The sequence below is a fragment of the Roseovarius sp. genome, assembly GCF_965277045.1.
GTDB lineage: Bacteria > Pseudomonadota > Alphaproteobacteria > Rhodobacterales > Rhodobacteraceae > Roseovarius.
Map to the genome: position 1 here is coordinate 3,335,618 of NZ_OZ255712.1, position 17,389 is coordinate 3,353,006.

The window sequence follows — 17,389 nt, forward strand, 5'->3', positions numbered from 1 at the left end:
GTCCATGACACTCGACATCGCCCGCCTGCGCGCCGACACCCCCGCCTGCGAAACCCTGCTGCACTTCAACAACGCCGGCGCCGGGCTGATGCCCTTGCCGGTGCAACAGGCCCTGTCGGACCACCTCGCGCTCGAGGCGCGCATCGGCGGGTACGAGGCGCACGCCGAAGCCAAGGCACAGGCCGACGCCTTCTATACCGAGATGGCCGCGCTCCTGAACGCGCACCCGTCCGAGATCGCCTATATCGAAAACGCCACCCGCGCCTGGGACATGGCCTTTTTCAGCCTGCCCTTGCAACCCGGCGACCGTATCCTGACCCACGCCTCTGAATACGTGTCGAACTATCTCGGCCTGCTGCTTCAGGCCCAGCGCCGCGGGCTGGAGATCGACCTCATCCCGTCCGACGCCTCTGGCCAGGTCGATATCGACGCTATTCAGTCTCTGATCCAGCCCAAAACGCGCCTCATCGCCCTCACCCACGTTCCCACCCAAGGCGGCCTCGTGAATCCGGCAGAGAAGGTTGGGCGCATCGCGAAAGAACACGGTCTATTCTACCTGCTTGACGCTTGCCAGTCTGCAGGCCAGATCAACCTCGACGTCGAAAAGCTGGGCTGCGACATGCTTTCGGGCACAGGCCGCAAGTACCTGCGCGGTCCGCGCGGCACCGGGTTTCTCTATGTGCGTGAGGGTCTGATCAAGGACCTCGATCCGCCTTTCATCGACCTCTTCTCGGCCAAGTGGACCGGGTCCGACACCTACGAACTCGCACCCGACGCCAAACGCTTCGAGAACTGGGAACGCTTCGTCGCCGGGCAGATCGCCCTAGGCACCGCCGTCCGCTACGCTCGCGACACCGGCCTGCCCGCGATCGAGGCGCGCGTGGCCGACCTCGGTGAAACCCTCCGCGATGCGCTGCGCGACATTCCCGGCGTGACGGTTCGCGACCTGGGCCAGCGCAAATGCGGCATCGTCACCTTCACCCATGACGCCCACACGCCCCAAGACATGACCAGCGCGTTGCGGGCACGAAATATCAACATTTCCGTTTCCAACCGCACCAGCGCCCAGCTCGATCTCGGCGCCCGCGGCCTCGACCATCTCGCCCGCGCTTCGGTTCACGCCTACAACACCGAGGACGAGATCACGCGCTTTGCCGCCGCCATCGCGGCGCTCTGACCACGGTGCACCGGACGGTCAGTCAACAGACGCGATTTGCGGATAATACCGACGCGATACCACCCGAATACCGACGCAATACCGACGTGGGATACCGGCGTTAACCCTCGATTCGCTCAGACAGCGACCTTCCGGCTTTCCTCGATGTAGATTTCCCGCAACCGCGTCGCCACCGACCCCGGATTTCCGTCACCCAGACGTGCGCCGTCGATCTCGACCACCGGCATGACGAAAGCACTGGCCGAGGTGACGAACGCCTCGTCGGCTTCCTTGGCCTCTTCGACGCTGAAATTCCGTTCCTCCACCTGCATTTGCGCCTCTTCGGCAAAGCGCAGCACGGCGGCGCGGGTGATCCCGTGCAGGATGTCGTTCGACAGCGCGCGGGTGATGATCTTGCCGTCCTTGACGATATAGGCGTTGTTCGACGTGCCTTCGGTCACGAACCCGTCCTGCACCATCCAGGCATCGTCGCAACCCGCTTTCTTGGCCATCATCTTGCCCATCGACGGATACAGCAACTGCGTCGTCTTGATGTCCCGACGGCCCCAGCGCAGGTCCTCTACAGTGATGATCTTGATACCTTTTTTCGCCACCGGGTTATCGGCCAGCCCGGGCTTCGACTGGGTGAACAGAACCACGGTCGGCGGCGTGTCGGGGTCCGGGTAGGCAAAGTCGCGGTCGCCCGGCGCGCCCCGCGTGATCTGAAGGTAAACCAGCCCGTCCTCGATCTCGTTCACCCGCACCAGTTCGCGGTGGATCTCCAGCAGATCGCCCATCACCGTCGGGTGCGGCATGTCCAGCTCGTCCAGCGACCGTTGCAGCCGGCGATTGTGCCCCTCGAAATCGATCAGCTTGCCGTCCAGCACGCTGGTCACCTCGTAGACCCCGTCGCCCATCAGAAACGCCCGGTCGAAGATCGAGATTTTCGCCTCGTTTTCAGGCATGTAGTCGCCATTCACATATACGGTCCGCATTTCGCTCATCCCCATAGCCCAGCCACCGGCGGATGCACCCCGGCGGCGTCGAAAATCAAAGGTTCATCCCGGTCTTCGGCCAACAGAAGCGGGCCGTCAAGGTCGGTCACCGACGCCCCCTGCGCCACCAGCACCGCGGGCGCCATCGCCAGGCTCGATCCGATCATGCAACCCACCATCACGTCATAGCCTTCGGCCAACGCGGCGGCGCGCAGCGCCAGCGCCTCGGTCAGGCCTCCGGTCTTGTCCAGCTTGATGTTCACCATGTCGTACTTGCCCTTCAGCCCGGGCAGGCTGGCGCGGTCATGACAGCTCTCGTCGGCGCAAACCGGCACGGGCCGCTCCACGCCCAAAAGCGCGTCATCCTCCGTCGCCGGCAAGGGCTGTTCCACCAGCGCCACGCCCAGGCGCTGAAGGTGCGGCGCAAGGTCGGCATAGACCTCGGCACTCCAGCCCTCGTTGGCATCGACGATGATCTTGGCATCCGGCGCGCCGGCGCGCACCGCCTCCAGCCGCGGCATGTCATCGGGCGTTCCCAGCTTGATCTTCAGCAAGGGCCGATGCGCGTTCTTCGCGGCCTGCTCCTGCATCTTTTGGGGATCGTCCAGCGACAGCGTGTAGGCCGTGATCTCGGGCCCCGGCGCAGGCAATCCTGCCAGATCCCAGACCCGCTTCCCGGCCTGTTTCGCCTGCAAGTCCCACAGCGCGCAATCCACCGCGTTCCGCGCCGCGCCCGCCGGTAACAGTTCGTAAAGCATTTCGCGGGAAACTTCCTCGGGCAGGCTCTCGATCTGCGCCGTCACGCTGTCCAGCGTCTCGTCATACCGCGCATAGGGCACGCATTCGCCCCACCCGGTGACGCCATCTTGGCTCACGCGCACGGTCAGCACCTTCGCCTCGGTGCGCGAGCCCCGGCTGATGGTGAACACCTGCGCCAGCTTGAACACATCGCGCGTCACGGAAATCTGCATCAACAACTGCCCCTTCCTCTGGCCAGAAATATCCCCGCCGGAGGCATCCATCAGACGCCGCCAGCCAAGGCGGTTGGATCAGAATTGCTCCAGCGCGTCCACCAGCTTGGCCGAGCCAAAGCGGTACGGGTCCGTCGCGGGCAGCCCCATCTCTTCCTCGACCCTGGCGAGATACGCCTTGGCGTCGTCCTCGCTCATATGCTGGGTGTTGACCGAAACACCGACCACACGACACGCCGGGTTCGCGATCTGCGCCAGCGGCAGCGCGGTGTCGCGCAGCGTCTGCAGGCTGGGCAGGCTGTAGTCCGGCAGGCCCCGCATATGCGTGCGTGTCGGCTCGTGGCACAGGATCAGGGCATCGGGCTGGCCGCCATGGATCAGCGCCATGGTCACACCGGAATAGGATACGTGAAACAGGCTCCCCTGCCCCTCGATCAGGTCCCAGTGATCCTCGTCGTTGTCCGGCGTCAGGTACTCGATCGACCCGGCCATGAAATCGGCAATCACCGCGTCCAGCGGCACGCCGTCGCCCGTGATCAGGATGCCGGTCTGCCCGGTGGCACGGAACGAGGCCTTCATGCCGCGCTCGTGCATGTCGCGCTCCATCGCCATCGCCGTGTACATCTTGCCGACCGAGCAATCGGTGCCCACGGCAAGGCAACGCTTGCCGCTGCGCTTCTTGCCATCCGCGATCGGATAGCGCACCGACGGCACCCGCACGTCGTGCAGCGTGCGGCCATGCTCTTCTGCCGCCGCCACGAGGTCTTCCTCGTGTTTCAGCAGGTTGTGCAGGCCCGACGCGATGTCATATCCCATCGCCAGCGCCTCCAGCAGCACTGCCTTCCATTTGTCCGAGATCACGCCGCCCCGGTTCGCCACGCCGATCACCAGCGTCTTGGCGCCTGCGTCCCTCGCCTCGGCCAGGGTCATGTCTGTCAGGCCAAGGTCGGCGCCGCACCCCGGCAGCCGGATCTGCCCCACCGCGTATTCCGGTCGCCAGTCCCTTATGCCAATAGCCACTTTCGCGGCCAGCATGTCGGGGGCATCGCCCAGAAACAACAGGTACGGGGTCTCGATCATATTTTGGTCCTTTCCAGAATCGGTTCTGCGGAATGGTGCACCGAGTTACCCGAAAATTCATACCGAATTGACGAGCCTCCAGGGAAGAGCGGCAAGATTCCCTGTCATCCTGCGAATTTTTCAGCAGATTCTTGCGTCGGAGGGTCGGGCGCCTCCATCCGCTCTTCCATGTCCTCCGACACGGCCTCGGCTTGCAACAGGCCCGGTTGCGGCACCCCGAGGACGCCCATCGCCTGCACGGACCCCGTTTCTTCCGGCGGCTCGGACGAAACCCTGCGGACAACGGCGATTGCGGCGACCACAAGGCTTGTCGCCAGGATGAACAGTTGCAGTCCCCGCCCGTCGATCATGGAAATCAGGTTCGGACCTACCAACATGCCGCCGAACTGTCCCAGTTGCAGCAGAAACGCCATAGTTCCGCTTGCGGCCACGATCTGCCCGGGGCTCAGGTGGTCATTGGCGTGGGCCGCCAGCACGGAATAAACCGGCAGCGACACGGCCGCGATAACCGAAAAGCCCAGCACGATCCGCGACGGAGCCGTATCCACCGCCATCCAGAGCGCCGCCGCCGCGGTGATCAAGGCCAACCCCATGACGACGAAGCGCCGGTCCACGTGGTCCGCAATCCAGCCGACCGGGTATTGCACGAACGCCGCCACGATCATCGCGACAACGAGCGCCCCCGACGCCTGCGCGTCGGAAAACCCGCTGCGCAAGGCATAGAGCGGCAGAGCGATGAACCACGAAACCACGCCCGCACCCATGATCACGATTCCCAGCACCGCCATCGGCGACACACGGTAAAGTCTGGCCACCGGCATCCGTTCGGGCGCGGTGTAATCCGGGGCGCGATTGTTCGACAGAAGCAGCGGCACGAACCCCACCGACAGCAGGATCGAGGCCAACCCGAAAAGCATGTTGCCCGTCGGGTCCGGCAAGGCCACCATGGCTGTGCCCAGCGCCGGCCCGGCCGTCTGGATGATGAAATAGACCGACAGGATCTGCGCCCGCAGCCGGTTCTCGGCCTTGGCGTTCAACCAGCTTTCGGTGATCACGTAGAGACCCGGAAAACAAAACCCCGCCAACAGGCGCATGACACTCCAGCTGACCGGATCACTGGTCAGAAGATGTGCAATCGCGGCGACGGACACCATCGAGGCCAAAGCCGAAAAGACGCGGATATGGCCAACCTTCTCGATCAGTCGCGGCGTGATGATCGTACCGGCCAGCGCCCCCAGGGGATAGCAGGCCTGCATCATCGCGATGGAAAAATCCGAAAATCCGATTCCCGCCCCGCGAATGGTCAGCAACGTCACCAGCAGCCCGTTGGCCACCATCAGCATCGTCATGCCCATGAACAGGGCCCAGTTTTCCACCAACGCGCGTCTCATGCGGCCATGCTAATCGGTGGGCGATGCCGTGACCGCGCGTTTGCGACGCATGCAGGTCGTTGTCATCTGCTTGCCATTGCCCGCGCAATTTTATAGCTGGTCTGCGACGTGGTTTCGCAACAATCTGACCAAAGGATCACAATATGAGTTTCCGCCCGCAACCTCCGGCGCCCGCGCGCCCCAACCGTTGCCAACTCTTCGGACCGGCCTCGAACACCAGCCTGTTCGAGAAGATGGCCGCCTCCAAGGCCGACGTCGTCAACCTCGACCTCGAAGATGCCGTGGCGCCGTCGGACAAGGACCAAGCCCGCAAGAACGCGATCGAGGCGATCAACGACATCGACTGGGGCAAAAAGACCCTCAGCGTGCGCATCAACGGCCTCGACACCCAGTACTGGTACAAGGATGTGGTCGACCTGCTGGAACAGACCAACGGTCGTCTCGACATGATCATGATCCCAAAGGCCGGTTCGGGCGATGATATCTACGCCGTCGACGCGCTGGTCAGCTCGATCGAGATGGCCATGGGCCACAAGAAGCGCATCGCGTTCGAATGCATCATCGAAACCGCCATGGGCATCTGCCATGTCGAAGATATCGCCAAGGGCAGCCCCCGGATGGAGGCGATGAGCCTCGGTGCCGCCGACTTTGCCGCCTACATGGGCATGCAGACCACCGGCATCGGCGGGACACAGGAAAATTACTACATGCACCGCAAGGGCGAGAACTACTGGGTCGATCCGTGGCACTGGGCCACCGCCAAGATCGTTGCCTGCTGCCGCACCCACGGCCTGTTGCCGGTCGATGGCCCGTTTGGCGACTTCTCGGATCCCGAAGGCTTCCGCGCGCAGGCATTGCGCGTCCTGACGCAAGGCATGGTCGGGAAATGGGCGATCCACCCCAGCCAGGTCGAAGCCTGCAACGAGATCTTCACCCCCACCGAGGAAGCCGTCACCGAGGCGCGCGAGATCCTTGAGGCCATGGAAGAAGCCAAGAAAAAGGGCCTGGGCGCCACCACCTACAAGGGCCGCTTGATCGACATCGCCTCGATCAAGCAGGCTGAGGTCATCGTCAAATCGGCGGAAATGATCGAAGACTGACACGTCGTGACGCTCTCAAGGACGGCCTCCGACATCGCGGGGGCCGTTTTCTTTTGCAAACGGGAAAGTCTGACGCAGCTGTGATGCAACTTGCGCAAAAGCAGCGGGACACGGCGTTGCGAATGTGGCTAGGGTCCGTGTCAATGACGACAGACCTCGGGGACAGACCATGACCAACTCAGCGCTACGTGCCGCCGACGTGCTGGCCCAGCGCCTGTATCAGGCCGGGTGCCGCCATGCGTTCGGTATGCCCGGGGGCGAAGTGCTGACGCTCGTTGACGCGTTGGAAAAGGCCGGTATTCGTTTCACCCTGGTCAAGCACGAGAATGCCGGTGGGTTCATTGCCGAAGCCGTGCATCACCGCGACGGCGCACCCGCAATCCTGGTGGCCACCGTCGGGCCCGGCGCGATGAACGGGGTCAACGTGGTCGCCAACGCAGAGCAGGATCGCGTGCCGATGATCGTGATTTCGGGCTGTGTCGATGCGGACGAGGCGCTGACCTACACCCACCAGATCCTCGATCATCGCGCGGTCTTCCGGCCCATCACAAAAGCCACGTTCGAGCTGACCGCCGCGGGCGCCGGTGTCATCGCCGACAAGGCCGTCGCCCTCGCGACCGAACCGCGCTGCGGCCCGGTGCACATCGACGTCCCGATCAGCGTGGCGGACACCCAGGTGCCCGCCGACGCGCCGCGGCCGATGCGTGTGCCAGCGTCGCCGACCGCGCCCTCCGGCGCCGACGCGGCCCGCGCCCGCGAGGCGCTTGCCACGGCATCCCGCCCGATCGCCGTGGTCGGCCTCGATGTCCTGCAAGACGGGTCGCACACCGTCCTGCGCGCGTTTCTGGAACAGTTCGGCATACCTTTCGTCGCGACCTACAAGGCAAAGGGCGTGCTGCCCGAGGACCACCCGCTTTGCCTTGGCGGTGCGGGCCTGTCGCCGCTTGCAGACACGCATCTGCTGCCGTTGATCGCAAAGGCCGACCTTGTGCTCTGCATCGGGTACGACCCGATCGAGATGCGCACGGGCTGGCGCAACGCCTTTGATCCCGCCCGTCAGACGGTGATCGACATCGCCGCTGTGCCGAACACGCATTACATGCACCAGGCCTCGTTGAACTTCGTCGGGCATACCGGCGAAACGCTGGAGATGCTGGCCCAGGGCACACCCGTCGGCACGACCTGGCCCAACGACGAACCGGCGGCTGCGCGTAATGCCTTGGCGGGCGCCTTCCCCGACACCGACGAATGGGGCCCTGCCGGTGTCATCGCCGAAACACGCGCGGTGATGCCCGACGACACGCTGGCCACCGCCGATAGCGGCGCGCATCGCATCCTTCTCAGCCAGATGTGGCGCTGCACCGAGCCGCGCGGACTGATCCAGTCCTCGGCGCTTTGCACCATGGGGTGCGCCGTTCCGATGGCGATGGGCCTGAAGATTGCCGAGCCCAACAGACCTGTCGTCAGCTTTTCCGGCGATGCCGGGTTTCTTATGGTTGCCGGGGAACTGGCAACCGCCGCCGAACTGCGACTGACGCCCATATTTCTGGTTTTCGTGGATGCAAGCCTGGCACTGATCGAGCTGAAGCAGCGCCAACGGCAGTTGGCCAGCAAGGGTGTCGCCTTCGCACGACACGATTTCGCGGCGATGGGCCGCGCGTTTGGCGGCGCGGGCCATACGGTGCGCACACGCGCCGAATTGCGCACGGCCCTGCAAGAGGCGCTGCGCTGCGACACGTTCAGCGTGATCGCTGCCGAGATCGAGCCAGGGGGCTATGACGGCCGAATCTAGGCGCTTCGGCACCTTTGCCGTGTAACATTTGCTGAAAATTCCGGCGTTAAGACCCACCTTTCGGGGTAAATCCGCCGAATGGTTCGATTTTTAGGCGAATTTCCGCATGGGCCCATCAGACACTCTACACGAAGCTTCACCAATACGTTAGCGCAACCGATACCGTTATGTGACTGACTTACCTTTTTGTTAAGCAAGTGCAGCGGGTTGGACTCGCGGCAACAACGGAAGTGGCAATGAAATTCGATATCTTCGGAACTCCGACCAGCCTGAGTAACGAAAAGGCGTTGCTCGCGTGGAACGACACGATGCTGGGTTTCCTCGCCCATGCCGCCGTGACGCCCGAACACCTTGGGAAGGTTCTGGAGGTTGCGCCAGGCTTTGCGCACGCCCACGCGCTGAAAGGGCTGTTCTACGTTCTGTTGGGCCGGCGGGAATTGCTTGAAACCGCGACGGACGCCTACGTGACCGCACGGGGCGAGCTTGCCCAGAACGACGCCACCGCCCGGGAGCGCAAGTATGTCGATGCGCTGGGCGCCTGGCTGGACGGCAGCCCCAGTGGCGCTGTGGCGCTTCTCGAAGATATCCTGCAGACCCATCCCCAAGACGCCTTGGCGATGAAGCTCAGCCACGCGGTGCGCTTCGTACTTGGCGACGGCACCGGGATGCGGCACTCGATCGAGCGGGTCTTGCCCGCCTACGGCACCGACCATGCCGCCCGGGGTTACCTGCTGGGCTGTCATGCCTTCGCGCTTGAGGAAACCGGCGACTACGAAAAGGCCGAGATCGCGGGACGACAGGCGCTCTGGATGGCGCCCGACGACGCCTGGGGTCTGCACGCGGTGGCCCATGTTCACGATATGACTGCGAACTCCCGAAAAGGGCTCGACTGGTTGACGGGACGCGAGGCTGCCTGGTCGCATTGCAACAACTTTCGGTACCATGTGTGGTGGCACAAGGCCTTGATGCATCTCGACCTCGGGCAGTTGGATACGGTGCTAGATCTCTATGACACCCAGATACGCAACGATCAGACAGACGATTACCGCGACATCTCGAATGCGACGTCTCTGTTGATGCGGTTGGAACTGGAAGGCGTGAATGTCGGCGACAGGTGGGAAGAGCTGTCCGATATCTGCGCGAACCGGACAGAGGATGGCTGCCTGATCTTCGCCGATCTGCATTACCTGATGGCCCTGACCGGCGACAGGAAACCTGACGCAACCGCACGCCTGGTGCAACGCATCGCGAGGGACGCCAAGTCGAATTGCGAGATGGGCAGCCGCATGAGCGACCCGGGCGTGGCCGCGGCACAGGGCCTTGAGGCGTTCGGCGAGGCGCGGTTTGACGAGGCGTTTGCCAATCTCGCCCAGGCCCGCGACGGGATGCAGCGCGCCGGAGGCAGCCATGCCCAGCGCGATGTGTTCGAACGCATGACAATAGATGCCGGAATCCGCGCCGGGTACTTGGATCAGGCGGAAGCAATCCTAGATGATCGTCAGTCCAAGCGCGCGGGGCGCGAAGACGGATACGCCGCCAACCGTCGCGCGCTTATTGCGTCAGGCCGAACTGCGTATGACTCAACCTCCGTACCGGCCGAATAGACGAAAATCGATTCCCGGATCAGAACAGAAAGACCAAAGCCATGGCGGCAATTTCGCCATCATCCGATTATCAAGAAACTGTCGAGGCTCCAGCTGTCAGTGCGACACCTGCGGCCACAGTACGTGACCCGCGGCTGGATTTCTTCCGCGGCATTGCGATGTTCATCATCCTTCTGGCGCACACCCCTGGCAACCTTTGGACAAAGTGGATCCCGGCACGCTGGGGGTTTTCCGACGCGACCGAGATGTTCGTGTTCTGCTCTGGCATGGCGTCGGCCATCGCCTTCGGGAAATTGTTCCAGACCAAGGGGCTGGCGCTGGGAAGCGCCCGGATCGCCTTTCGCGTCTGGCAGGTCTACTGGGCCCACATAGGTCTTTTCTTCGTCGTCCTGACCTGCATGCTGGCGCTGCCGTATCTGGGCTTTACCCTGCGCGACTACGTCAGTCAGCTGAACCTGCCGCCGTTCCTGGACAACATCGAAGGCAACATGATCGGCCTCATGACGCTGACCTATGTGCCCAACTACTTCGACATTCTGCCGATGTATCTGGCAATCCTCGCGATGATCCCGTTCATGATGGCGCTGTCGCGTCTGCACCCGATGGCAGTTCTGGGCGCAAGCGTCCTGATCTGGTGCACCGCCAATGTCGAGATGCTCGAGCTTTTCAGCGACACGGATGTCACGCCGCTGCAACTTCCCGCACAGCTCTGGTTTCCGGAGGGCAAGGATGAACGCCCGTGGTTCTTCAACCCGTTCGGCTGGCAGCTGTGTTTCTTCACCGGGTTTGCCTTGATGATCGGCTGGTTGCCGCGCCCGCCGGTCAACATGACCCTGATCGGCATCGCGCTTGCGTATGTGCTTTTTTCGTTCGTCTTTTCATCCGTCGGGATGCGCGCTTACGACTGGCAGCCGGCCTGGTGGGCGGATACCATCCGCAGTTGGCAATGGGAGACCTACCGCGACTTCGGCGTCCTGCGCAGCAAGACGGAGTTCGGCCTGTTTCGCTACCTGCACATGCTTGCGCTTGGCTATCTCGGATGGGTCGCCGTCGGCGAAGGCGGCAAGTACCTGCGGGTCGGTCAGGTCTGGTCCTGGGTGGTCAACAACATCATCATGAAGGTCGGCCAGCAATCGCTTGCCGTGTTCGTGTTCTCGATGCTGCTCGCCCGGTTCCTGGGGGTATGGCTCGACGAGACGTCGACGCTGGACGGAGATGATCTTGTCCGCAACCCCTGGACCAATGCGTTCATCAATCTGGTTGGTTTCGGCCTGCTAGTCGCCTGCGCCTACACGGCGGCTTGGTTCAAGTCGACGCCGTGGAAACCCCGCAAACCCACAAGGTCGCCGATATGAACCGCCTTCTCTCGCTTTCGCGTCGCCAGCTTCTGGGCGGAGTTGCGGCGTCGGCCCTGTGGCCCGTCGCGGCACGTCAAGCTGCCGCCACCGACGAACCCGTGCCGTTCAGCCGCGAGATGGTGATCGAGCTGGCGCGTCAGAGGTCGCAGCAGGATTACACACCGCGTGAAACGGTGCCCGAGGATTGGCGCGCCCTGACCTACGATCAGTATCGCGACATCCGGTTTCCCCGCGAGCATGCGCTCTGGGCGGACTCTGATCGGTCCTACAACATAGATTTCTTCGCCCCGGGCCTTTATTTCCCGCGCGCCGTCAAGGTTTTCACGGTCGAAAACGGCATGGCGCACCCGGTGCCGTTTGACCTTGCGATGTTCGACAAGGGCGATCTGGTGCCGGACCTGACCAAGACGGGCGAAAGCCTGGGGTTTTCCGGCATCCGCCTGCGCACCGACTTGGGACACCCCGAGTACAAGACAGAGTTCTGCGTTTTTCAGGGCGCCAGCTACTTCCGGGCCATCGGCATTGGCCAGACCTACGGATTGTCCGGTCGTGGCCTGGCGGTGAACACCGCCGACCCCGAAGGCGAGGAATTTCCCGAGTTCATCCAGTTCTGGCTGGAAGCGCCCGGACCGGACCAGACCAACATGGTCGTCCATGCGCTAATGGACAGCCCCAGCGTCTCGGGCGCCTATCGGTTCGACATCACCCCCGGACCGGCCAGCGTGATGGAGGTCGAGGCCACGCTTTTTCCGCGTGTCGAATTGAACAATGTCGGCCTTGGGCCGTTGACGTCCATGTTCCTTTACGACCAGACCAACCGCAGCCGCTTTGACGATTTCCGCCCCGCCGTGCACGACACCGACGGGCTGCTGATGCTGAACGGCAATGGAGAGATAATCTGGCGGCCCCTCGCCAACCCCCTGCAGCTTCAGGTGTCCAGCTTCGGCGACACGAACCCCCGCGGTTTCGGGCTGATGCAGAGGGCGCGAAAGCTGTCCGATTTCGCGGACCTCGAAGCACTTTACCACAACAGGCCCGGTCTTTGGGTCGAACCCAAGGGCGACTGGGGGGCCGGTGCCGTCACCCTGGTAGAGATCCCGACGGAAGAAGAGATCTACGACAATATCGTGGCCTATTGGCGGCCTGCAAATCCCATGACCGCAGGGTCGCAGATTGACCTGGCCTATCGGTTGACCTGGAGCGCCGACTCCCCGGTGCACCGCGATCTTCCAAGGGTTCTGAATACCGCGATGGGTAAGCGGGCCTTCGCCGAAGGCCGAGTGGTCGTCATTGATTTCGAGGACAGCCCGCTATTTGACGAAGGACCGGATGCGATCGACGTTCATACGTCTTCACCGCATGTCGAGGTCAGTGAGGGCGTCCTGCAACGCAACCCGTCGACAGGCGGGCTTCGCCTCGCGTTCAACTTCGAACCGGGCGAACGGCGGCACGTCGAATTGCGCGCTCAATTGCGCAAGGACGGGCAAAACGCCTCCGAAGTGTGGCTTTACAGGTGGACTGCATAATGAACGATCTTCGGATAATGCCGCCGCGTGCGCCCCTGGAGATGCCTGAACAGGACCTTGACGCGATCTATGCCGACCCCAAGGCGCCCCCCGCCCAACCCGGGGAAAACGTTACGCTGTGGCGCTGCGTCGTCTTCATACCCGCGATTTTCGCGACAATCGGATTTATCTGGATCATGTGGGACTGGCTCGGAGATGCCGGTCTGACGCTGATTGAAGCGACTCTTCTGGGCCTCATGTCGTTCAATGTCTTCTGGCTTTGCCTGACGGTGACGACCGTGACGCTGGGCCTGGGGTCCCTGACCCAGGCTCTGAAACGTCCGGGCCATCCCCGGCCGCTCAAGGTTGCGCTTTTGATGCCGATCTACAACGAGGTGCCGTGGTACGTTCTGGGCAACGCACGGTCCATGCTTGAGGAGTTGCGCGCGCGCGGCGGTCCGCACGACTATGCCATGTTCATCCTCAGCGACACGCGCGACGACGCGATTGCCGAGGCGGAACAGGACAGTATCCGCGCGTTGCAGGCCACGCTGTCGCCGGGGCTGAAGATTTACTACCGGCGCAGGGCCGAAAACACGGATCGTAAGGTCGGCAACATCACGGATTGGGTGCAAAACTGGGGCGCGGACTGGCCCGCGATGCTGGTTCTCGACGCGGACAGCCTGATGTCCGGTCGCGCCATCGGTCGGCTGACCGACGCGTTGGCGCAGGATCCCGGTGCAGGATTGATTCAAAGCTGCCCGCAGCTTATCGGCGCCAACACCGTGTTTTCCCGGATGCAGCAATTCGCCAACGGCGTGTACGGTACCGCCCTGGCCGAAGGCCTGGCGCGCTGGACCGGGCAGGAAGGCAACTACTGGGGCCATAACGCGATCATCCGAACCGAGGCCTTTGCGGCCAGCGCGGGCCTGCCACATCTGCGGTCCTTCACCGGGCGCGATCAACTGATCATGAGCCATGATTTCGTCGAGGCGGGCCTGTTGCGCCGCGCGGGTTGGGGCGTGCGGGTGCTGCCGCGCATCCGCGGCTCCTACGAGGAAACCCCTCCGACGCTGATCGACCATATCCAGCGCGACCGCCGCTGGTGCCAGGGCAATCTGCAACACCTGCGCCTCTTGTCCACGCGCGGGCTGCGCACCGCCTCGCGCTTTCACATGTTTCATGGCGCTATGAGCTATCTCGCCTCGCCGATCTGGTTCGCTTTGTTGGTCATGTGGGCTTTGATGGGGCAAGGCGGCGACAGGTCGGTGCTGACCTATTTCCGCCCCGACAACCCGCTGATGCCGACCTGGCCCGAGATGACCGAGGCGCGGCACGTGCTGATCATCGCGCTGATGTATTCACTGCTGCTGGCGCCCAAGCTGTTGGGGATTCTCGTGGTGCCTTTGACCCGCTCGCGCTTCGCCGAGTATGGCGGCGCCTGGCGCTTTGCCCTGTCGTTCCTCTCGGAACTAGCGCTTTCGGTGGCCTATGCCCCGATCCTTATGGTGCAGCAGATGATCGCCGTGTTCCGCACGGTGTTCGGCCTGCAAAGCGGGTGGAGCCCTCAGCAACGGGAAGGCGGTCGCTATGGCCTCGGGACGCTGCTGATCTGCCATGCGTTGGAAACGGTCAGCGGTGTGCTTCTGGTGGCTGGCATGGCCGCCGGACTGGTGTCTCTGTGGCTGCTACCGATCGCCGTCAGCCTCTTGCTTGCCGTGCCGCTTTCGGCGCTGAGTGGCGTGTCGCTGAAAGGTCTGGTGTCCAAGTGGATGGGGACCAAGGAACTGTGGCGCGAACCGCCGATCACGCAGGCGGCGCGGCACTACCGCGCGGAACTGAAGCTGGCGCTGGAGGGCAAGGCATCGAGCCAACAGGCTGCCGAATAGCGTTGCTTACCCGTCGTAGCTCGTGACCGGAAGTCCGCTGGCAATCCAGCCGGGCCCGGCGCGGGAGCCGAGCATACCTTCCGGCACGTTCACGATATTCGTGTAGCCCGCATTCACCAGGGCGCGTCCCAGCCTGGCGGACCGCACACCGCGTGCACAAATCAAGGCGATCGGAGCGTCTTTCCGCGCGCCCGTCACACTGTCGAGAGCTGCAATGAAATCGCTGCGGCGCATGTCAATCGGGTGCGCGCCCTGCCCGATGCCGGTCTGACGCCATTCCTCGGGCGTGCGAATATCGACAAGAAAGACATCTCCGGCCTGCGCCGCTTCAAGGGCGTCTCGTACGGAAAGCTCCGACCCGTCGAAGCGCTGATGTGACGCAACGCGGTATCCCACGCCGGCAGCGACCGCGGTAATCAGGCCCGCGCCAATGACGGTCCGTCGCGACATGGTCCGCTTGGGCGTTCCGGGCATCATTTCGTCCTTGCTGATTGCATCCATCATACGCCCCGTTCTGCCACCTGTCATGGGCGAGCCGACTGGCGTGATGAGATGTTACAGTGCCTTGGTGCGGGCCAGCCAACCCAGCGACGCGTCCGTATCACCCCCGGGCCTGTATTCCGCGCCGAGCGGACGCTGCCAGCCCAGCGCATCCAACTCACGGAACAGCACCGAGTAGTCGAGCGTGCCATGGTCAGGCGGGCCGCGGTCGGGCACCGCCGCGAACTGGATGTGTCCGACATGCTCGAACACGTCGTTCAACTGGGTCAGAACATCCTGTCCGAGCCTGCCCACGTGGTAGCAATCGAACATCATCCTGAGGTTTGGCGCGCGCACATCCGCAATCACACGTCGCGCATGGTCCGGCGATTGAAGAAAATAGCCCGGGGCGTCGAACGGGTTGATCGACTCGATCAGGATCATTCGGCCGCGTGCCCGATCACATGCGTACTCCAGGTTGTCGCGAAACGTCTTTTCCGCCGCCCGACCCTCTGCCGTGCCCGCCATGACATGAACGGCCTCGGCGCCTGCAATCTCGGCGTAGGCCAGGGCCGCGTCGATCGCGTCGCGCGCCTCGGCCTCGCGGCCGGGAACGGCGCTCAGACCGAAATCGCCCTTCTCGTGGTCGCCGCGCGTTGTATTCAGCCCCAGGAGCGGCAGCCCGGTGGCATCCAGCGCAGCACGGAGGCTCTTTGGCGGCGTATCATGGGGCCAATGGCACTCGACCGCGTCGAACCCGGCCTTCGCCGCGGCATGAACCGCTCGCGGCAGGTCCAGACCCGTCCACAGGAACCCCAGGTTTGCGGAAAAACGTGGCATCGAAGGTGTCTCTATCGGCTGTTGCAGTCGAATGCGACCTGCTAGACCGCCAGTATAGATACTCCTGCGCAGAAGGGAAAACAGCATGAAAGCCGTGATGTTCGAGGCCTTCGGGGCGCGGCCGGAAATCGTGACGGTTCCGGACCCGGAACCCGACGCGAAAGGCGTGGTGATCGAGGTCGGCGCAACCGGCGTCTGCCGCAGCGATTGGCACGGCTGGATGGGGCATGATCCCGATATCACCCTGCCGCATGTGCCCGGCCACGAACTGGCGGGACGCGTCGCCGCCGTCGGGCCTGACGTCACGCGGTGGAAGGTAGGAGACCGGGTAACAGTTCCCTTCGTCGGCGGTTGCGGCGCTTGCCCCGAATGCCATGCGGGCCACCAGCAGGTCTGCCACCACCAATTCCAGCCGGGGTTCACCCATTGGGGCTCGTTCGCTCAGTACGTTGCCATTGCCCAGGCTGATCTGAACCTCGTCGCCCTGCCCGATACCCTGTCCTTCGAGACCGCGGCAAGCCTGGGGTGCCGTTTCGCGACAGCCTTTCGCGCGGTCGTCGATCAGGGACGCACGCGTGCCGGCGAATGGGTTGCGGTGCATGGATGCGGGGGCGTCGGGCTGTCTGCATTGATGATCGCGCGCGCGATCGGCGCGCAAACCGTCGCCATCGATATTTCGGACGAGAAACTGTCGCAGGCCAAGGCTTGCGGAGCGACCCACACCGTCAATGCCACCAAGGTTCAGGATGTGGTGAGCGCCGTCCGCGACATCAGCGGCGGCGGCGCGCATGTTTCGCTCGACGCGCTCGGCCATCCCACGACCTTCTTCAACTCGGTCATGAACCTGAGGAAGCGCGGACGGCACGTCCAGGTTGGGTTGCTTCTGGCGGACCAGGCCACGCCCGCCGCCCCGATGGCCCGGGTCATCGGCGACGAGCTGGAAATCCTGGGCAGTCACGGCATGCAGGCACACCGCTATGACGCGATGCTGGCAATGATCCAATCGAGCGTCTTGGACCCGGAAAAATTGATCGGCGATCTCATCACGCTCGAAGCCTCCATTGATGCCCTCACGGAAATGGACAGCTTTGCCGGCGTCGGCGCCACGGTGATCACTGAATTCTGATCTTTGCCCGGCGCAGCCAGCGCGCCCCGATGGGCGCGACTCCCCAGGTGACAACCTGTGCGCCTTGCTGACCAAAGCCGCCGCGGCGCAAGGTCAATATGA

General features: G+C 63.5%; 14 protein-coding genes. 8 read left to right on the top strand and 6 right to left on the bottom strand.

Annotation, left to right across the window (positions count from 1 at the left end):
* The first annotated feature begins 4 nt into the window (after positions 1-4).
* Positions 5-1,177, top strand: a complete 1,173-nt coding sequence (locus ACQY4V_RS16690) for an aminotransferase class V-fold PLP-dependent enzyme (protein WP_428513592.1) — start codon at positions 5-7, stop codon at positions 1,175-1,177.
* 116 nt (positions 1,178-1,293) lie between these two features.
* Here ACQY4V_RS16690 and ACQY4V_RS16695 read toward each other — a convergent pair whose 3' ends face one another.
* The 4 genes from ACQY4V_RS16695 to ACQY4V_RS16710 form a co-directional block, all read right to left on the bottom strand.
* Positions 1,294-2,151 (bottom strand): D-amino-acid transaminase, encoded by an 858-nt coding sequence (locus ACQY4V_RS16695; RefSeq protein WP_428513594.1) that lies wholly within the window; start codon positions 2,149-2,151, stop codon positions 1,294-1,296.
* Between the two features lie 5 nt (positions 2,152-2,156).
* Positions 2,157-3,122, bottom strand: coding sequence for an N-acetyl-D-Glu racemase DgcA (dgcA, locus tag ACQY4V_RS16700; RefSeq protein WP_428513596.1), 966 nt, complete (start codon positions 3,120-3,122; stop codon positions 2,157-2,159).
* Between the two features lie 78 nt (positions 3,123-3,200).
* Entirely contained in the window at positions 3,201-4,202 is a 1,002-nt protein-coding gene (gene dgcN / locus ACQY4V_RS16705; protein ID WP_428513598.1) for an N-acetyltransferase DgcN, read from the bottom strand.
* Positions 4,203-4,306: 104 nt separating this feature from the next.
* Positions 4,307-5,593, bottom strand: a complete 1,287-nt coding sequence (locus ACQY4V_RS16710) for an MFS transporter (protein WP_428513600.1) — start codon at positions 5,591-5,593, stop codon at positions 4,307-4,309.
* 143 nt (positions 5,594-5,736) lie between these two features.
* Between ACQY4V_RS16710 and ACQY4V_RS16715 the strand changes: the two genes are divergently transcribed.
* From ACQY4V_RS16715 to mdoH, 6 genes are all read left to right on the top strand, one after another.
* A complete protein-coding gene (locus ACQY4V_RS16715; RefSeq protein ID WP_428513602.1) occupies positions 5,737-6,693 on the top strand; it encodes an HpcH/HpaI aldolase/citrate lyase family protein in 957 nt (318 codons plus the stop codon).
* A gap of 169 nt (positions 6,694-6,862) precedes the next feature.
* Positions 6,863-8,485, top strand: a complete 1,623-nt coding sequence (locus tag ACQY4V_RS16720; RefSeq protein ID WP_428513604.1) for a thiamine pyrophosphate-binding protein — start codon at positions 6,863-6,865, stop codon at positions 8,483-8,485.
* Positions 8,486-8,721: 236 nt separating this feature from the next.
* Positions 8,722-10,089, top strand: coding sequence for a tetratricopeptide repeat protein (locus ACQY4V_RS16725; RefSeq protein ID WP_428513606.1), 1,368 nt, complete (start codon positions 8,722-8,724; stop codon positions 10,087-10,089).
* A 41-nt stretch (positions 10,090-10,130) separates the two neighbouring features.
* On the top strand, positions 10,131-11,444 hold the full coding sequence (locus ACQY4V_RS16730) for an OpgC family protein (protein ID WP_428513608.1): 1,314 nt from the start codon (positions 10,131-10,133) through the stop codon (positions 11,442-11,444).
* Positions 11,441-12,973 carry a glucan biosynthesis protein gene (locus ACQY4V_RS16735; protein WP_428517277.1) on the top strand — a complete coding sequence of 511 codons (1,533 nt, stop codon included), beginning with the start codon at positions 11,441-11,443 and terminating at the stop codon, positions 12,971-12,973. The genes ACQY4V_RS16730 and ACQY4V_RS16735 overlap by 4 nt, the downstream gene beginning before the upstream one ends.
* Positions 12,973-14,841 (top strand): glucans biosynthesis glucosyltransferase MdoH, encoded by a 1,869-nt coding sequence (gene mdoH / locus ACQY4V_RS16740; RefSeq protein WP_428513610.1) that lies wholly within the window; start codon positions 12,973-12,975, stop codon positions 14,839-14,841. Before ACQY4V_RS16735 ends, mdoH begins: the two co-directional genes overlap by 1 nt.
* Positions 14,842-14,847: 6 nt before the next feature.
* Here the strand turns inward: mdoH and ACQY4V_RS16745 are convergent, their stop codons facing one another.
* Both ACQY4V_RS16745 and ACQY4V_RS16750 read right to left on the bottom strand, forming a co-directional pair.
* On the bottom strand, positions 14,848-15,342 hold the full coding sequence (locus ACQY4V_RS16745) for a rhodanese-like domain-containing protein (RefSeq protein WP_428513612.1): 495 nt from the start codon (positions 15,340-15,342) through the stop codon (positions 14,848-14,850).
* A gap of 54 nt (positions 15,343-15,396) precedes the next feature.
* Entirely contained in the window at positions 15,397-16,161 is a 765-nt protein-coding gene (locus tag ACQY4V_RS16750; protein ID WP_428513614.1) for a hydroxypyruvate isomerase family protein, read from the bottom strand.
* Positions 16,162-16,246: 85 nt separating this feature from the next.
* Here ACQY4V_RS16750 and ACQY4V_RS16755 point away from each other — a divergent pair, with 85 nt between their 5' ends.
* Positions 16,247-17,287: a zinc-dependent alcohol dehydrogenase family protein gene (locus ACQY4V_RS16755; protein ID WP_428513616.1), complete on the top strand. Its 1,041-nt coding sequence runs from the start codon at positions 16,247-16,249 to the stop codon at positions 17,285-17,287.
* The last annotated feature ends 102 nt before the right edge of the window (positions 17,288-17,389 follow it).